General features: G+C 69.2%; 2 protein-coding genes and 1 tRNA gene. 1 reads left to right on the forward strand and 2 read right to left on the reverse strand.

Translation table 11 applies throughout. The features are described from left to right. Positions 1-1,267, reverse strand: a 1,267-nt coding sequence (locus tag ACFXOM_RS23135; protein WP_384938252.1) for a HAMP domain-containing protein, incomplete at its 3' end; no start/stop codon positions are given. 268 nt (positions 1,268-1,535) lie between these two features. On the opposite strand from ACFXOM_RS23135, the gene ACFXOM_RS23140 reads away from it, so the two are divergent. Further along, on the forward strand, positions 1,536-4,190 hold the full coding sequence (locus ACFXOM_RS23140; RefSeq protein WP_384938250.1) for a SpoIIE family protein phosphatase: 2,655 nt from the start codon (positions 1,536-1,538) through the stop codon (positions 4,188-4,190). An 80-nt stretch (positions 4,191-4,270) separates the two neighbouring features. On the opposite strand, the gene ACFXOM_RS23145 is transcribed toward ACFXOM_RS23140, so the two are convergent. Further along, positions 4,271-4,343: transfer RNA gene (locus ACFXOM_RS23145), tRNA-Thr, on the reverse strand. Between the last annotated feature and the right edge of the window lie 406 nt (positions 4,344-4,749).

Here is a 4,749-nt window from a genome sequence, read left to right on the forward strand (position 1 = left end):
TCACCTGCGCGATGTCACGCACCTGCGTGGTCAGGTTACGGAAGACGGTGTTGACGGAGTCCGTGAGGTCCTTCCACGTCCCCGCCGCGCCCGGAACCTGCGCCTGACCGCCGAGGAGCCCCTTGGCACCGACCTCGCTGGCCACCCGGGTGACCTCGTCCGCGAACGTACGGAGCGTCTCGGTCATCTGGTTGATGGTCTCGGCGAGCTGCGCCACCTCACCGCGGGCGCTCACCGTCACCTTCTGCGACAGGTCGCCGTTGGCGACGGCCGTCGTGACCTCCGCGATACCGCGCACCTGGTTGGTGAGATTGCCCGCCATGGTGTTGACGGAGTCCGTGAGGTCCTTCCACACGCCGGCGACGCCCGGGACCGTGGCCTGACCGCCCAGCTCGCCCTCCGTGCCCACCTCGCGTGCGACGCGGGTCACCTCGGACGAGAACGAGGACAGCTGGTCCACCATGGTGTTCACGGTGTTCTTCAACTGGAGCATCTCGCCGGCCACGTGGACGGTGACCTTGCGGGAAAGGTCACCCTTGGCGACGGCCGTCGTGACGAGGGCAATGTCACGCACCTGGGCGGTCAACCGGTACGCCATCGTGTTGACGGAATCCGTGAGGTCCTTCCACGAACCGGACATACCTCGCACTTGGGCCTGTCCGCCGAGCTTGCCCTCGGTACCCACCTCCAGTGCGACCCTCGTCACCTCGTCGGTGAAGGCCGACAACTGGTCGACCAGGTTGTTGACCGTACGCGCGACCTTGAGGAACTCGCCGCGCAGCGGCCGCACCGTGCCGTCCCCCTCCGCGACGTGCGAACGCAGCTCCATCCGCTGCTCCAGATCGCCGTCAGCGACGGCCGACAACACCCTGCCCACCTCGGACACGGGCCGCGCCAGATCGTCCACGAGGGCGTTCGACGCGTCGATCGCCGCCGCCCAGGACCCTTCACAGGCGCCCGTCTCCAACCGCTCAGTGAGTTTTCCCTCACGGCCGACCACTCGACGCACCCGGGCGAGCTCACCCGTCAGGTGCAGATTCCGGTCGGCCACCTCGTTGAAGACGGCTGCGATCTCCGCCATCACACCGTCACCCGAAACGGTCAGTCGCTTGCGGAAATTCCCATCCCGCATGGCGCCCAGGGCCGCCAGCAGCCGGTTGAGCGCCGCCGTGTCGACCTCCGTCGTCCCGCTGCGGTGCGGTTTACTTCGGGACTGTCCGCCTTGTGCGCGCGTGCCAGTGCCCCGCGCCGCTGCACCAGACTCCACCGTGTCCCTCCCGCAAGGGTTGACCGTACTGCTCGGGCCGTTGTTGCAATCTTTCCCAGTGTTTCACCGCAGCCGAACCAGGCCATAACAGTTCGGCAGCTTCGCTTAGAGTCCCCACCCCCGGAGGGCGGAAACGGCGGCGACCGGCATCCGCCCGGACAGCGAAGGTAAGTAACCTGGCATCCGGCTGTCCAACCGCCCCGGTCGCCCGGCGGGGGCGGCTGGCGCGAGGACGACCACCGGGCACCGGGAGGGGCAGGCACCGACCATGGCAGAGCCGGGCGTGGAGACGCGTACGAAGAGTTCAGTGATCACCGCGCGGGCGGCTGCCAGCTTCGATCCCGTCGGGCGGTCGGTGGCCACCGCCCGCGCCTTCGTGCGGGACACGCTCCAGGGCTGGGGGTATTCCGACGTCGTCGACGACGCGGTCGTCCTGACCAGTGAACTCGTCACCAATGCGGTGATTCATGCGGGTACGGCAGCGGACGTGCTGTGTCTCCGCACCGACGACGGTGTGCGGGTCGAGGTCGGCGACCGCTACCCGGAGCGCGAGATCCCCATCCAGGGCGGCGCTCGGGCCCACCCTCACCCCGACCGCGAAAACGGCCGCGGTCTGCTGCTCTGCGCCGCCCTGGCCACTCGATGGGGTGTCGAGTACACACCGACCCACAAGCAGGTGTGGTTCCAACTGGACCTGCCGCAGCGTCCCGTGGGAACCCGCTCGGCCGGTCCGGCACTCCCCGTCGGCCTCCTGCCGGTCGCAGACGAACGGGTCCGCGTGGCCGTCGTCCAGATCGACGGCCACGGCGCGATCAACTCGTGGAACGACGATGCCGAACACCTCTTCGGCTACGCAGCCGACCAGGTACTGGGCAAGCCCCTCGGCGAGTTCGCGGCGTGGCCCCACACGCCGGGCATCGGCACCGGGATCGCGGAGGCCCTACGACTGTCCCGCTGGGAGGGCAGCTACGGCATTCGCGGTACGGACGGCCGTGTGGTCCCCGTATATGCCTCCCATCTCCGCGTCCGCGACACCAACGGCGAAGCATCCACCGTCTGCCTGCTCGTGCGCGACTACGAGCGCGCCGTCCTGCAGACGCCGGTGCGCGCCCCGGCCTCCGACGGCTCGGGTCACGAGAACCGCAGTGCGGACCCCTTCGAAGTCTTCATCGGCTCCCCCGCACCCGACGACCTGGACGGACTCCTCCAGCGCACGGTCGAACGCGCCCGCGACATGCTGGACGGAGACTCCGCCTTCCTGCTCCTGGCCACCGACGACGAGACGGAGCTGGAGGTGCGCGCCACGACGGGACTGCCGTCGGCCAGACAGCGCTTCGCCCGCGTCCCCGTCGAAGCGGGGACCGGACGGTACGGCTCCGCCCGCATGCCGGCCGTTCACGAGGACCTCACCGCAGTACCCGGAGCGGTGCCGCTGCTCACCGGCACCGGCATGCGGTCCGTGGTCACCGTCCCGCTCAAGGTCGAAGGCCGTCTCACCGGCTCCCTCGGCGTCGCGGCCGAATCCCCGGGCCGGTACTCCAACGAGGAGGCCCTTCGGTTGCAGTTCGCGGCCGACCGCATCGCGCTTGCCGTCGAGTCCGCGCGCCTCGGCGAGCTGGAGCGCCTCCGCCGCGGCTCGCTCAGCTTCCTCGTCGAGGCGTCGGACCTGCTCGCCGGCACGCTGGACCGCGACCAGACGCTGGCTCTCATGGCCCAGATGACCGTGCCCACCCTTGCGACGTGGTGCGCCGTCTACACGATCGCCGACCAGGCTTCCGAGCCGTACCTCAGCTACGTCCTCCACGAGGACGAGGAGCGCATCGACGGCCTCAAGGCGCTGCTTTCGAGGATCGATCCGCCGGATCCGGTCCCCACCCCCGGCGCACGGGTCTGGACCGCGCCGGCCGACGCCGCGCACAAAGCGGCACTGCGCACGTCGATGCGCGAACTCGGTCGTGGCGCGGACCATCTGTCCTCCGGGGCGGGCTCGCAGTTCGCCACGGCGTCGGCGGTCGGTGGCGAGACGGTGGTCCTCCCGCTGGTCGCCAGGAACCGCGTCATCGGCATGCTCACCCTCGGCAAGCCGTCCGACGACCACTTCCGCCAAGAGATCCTCGAACTCGCCGAGGACCTCTCCCGCCGGGCGGCGCTCGCGCTCGACAACGCCCGCCTCTATTCGGAGCGCACGGCCATCAGCCAGTCCCTCCAGCGCAGCCTGCTGCCTCCCGGCCTGCCCCAGGTCCCCGGTGTGGAGGTGGACGTGATCTACCGTGCCGCGGGAGAAGGCAACGAGGTCGGGGGCGACTTCTACGACTTGTTCCCGATCCGCGACGGCGCGTACGGCTTCGCCATCGGCGACGTCTGCGGCACCGGCCCGGAGGCGGCCGCGGTCACCGGACTCGCCCGACACGCCCTCCGTCTGCTCGCCCGTGAGGGGTTCGGCGGTCCCGCGGTTCTGGAGCGACTGAATGCGGCCATCCTCGACGAGGGCGCCCGCAGCCGTTTCCTGACGCTTCTGTACGGCGAGTTGTGGCCGCAGGACGACGGGTCCGCCATGCTGAAGGTCGTCTGCGCCGGCCATCCGCTGCCGCTTCGCCTGCGCCAGGACGGCTCCGTGGAACCGGCGGCCGAACCCCAGCCGCTGCTCGGCGTGATGGACGATCTGGAGCTGTACGAACAGTCGGTCACCCTCGACCCCGGCGACGTCCTCCTCTGCGTCACGGACGGCGTCACAGAACGCCGTGAGGGCACTCGCATGCTCGGCGACGACGGCCTCGCAGACGTTCTGACGACGTGTACGGGGCTCACGGCGGGTGCGGTCACCGCACGCATCTTGCGCGCCGTCGAACGTTTTGCGGCCGAACCGGCCTCCGACGACATGGCGATCCTGGCGATGCGCGTTCCGGAGCCCCACCAGAGCTGAGTGCGCTCAGGAGGATCGCGCCCAACAGCACCATGCGAAGAAGGCCCCCGCCCGTGGGCGGGAGCCTTCTTTTCGTTGTGAGCCCCCAAACGGAATCGAACCGTTGACCTTCTCCTTACCATGGAGACGCTCTGCCGACTGAGCTATGGGGGCCTGTTGCTCTGTGCGGTTCCCCGCTCGGCAACGGAATAGATCATACCCCGAATCCGGCGGTGCTCAGAACCACCTCCTGCCGGGGACGGCTGCCCGTGGTTGCCCACAGCACTGGCGACGTACACACGTCCCCTGTGGGACAAGGGCGTTGAGGACGGGACGGCACGGGGGAACCCGCGAAGGACACCAGCCAGTGCGAGGCGGTCGGACCTATGCGACACACCAACCTGGCAGAGAGGCAGAGGAGTTACCGGCGGGCGAGCGCTATACGCTCGCTCCGAAGCCGGGGTCTCCTCAAACGCGGGGTAGTCCCGGACTGGTCGGTCGACGGGGGTATACAACGCAAAAATGCCTCAACCCCCGAACAAAATCCGGGGGTTGAGGCCAACAATAGTTCGGCGGCGTC

The organism is Streptomyces sp. NPDC059169, from assembly GCF_042755225.1.
Lineage (GTDB): Bacteria > Actinomycetota > Actinomycetes > Streptomycetales > Streptomycetaceae > Streptomyces.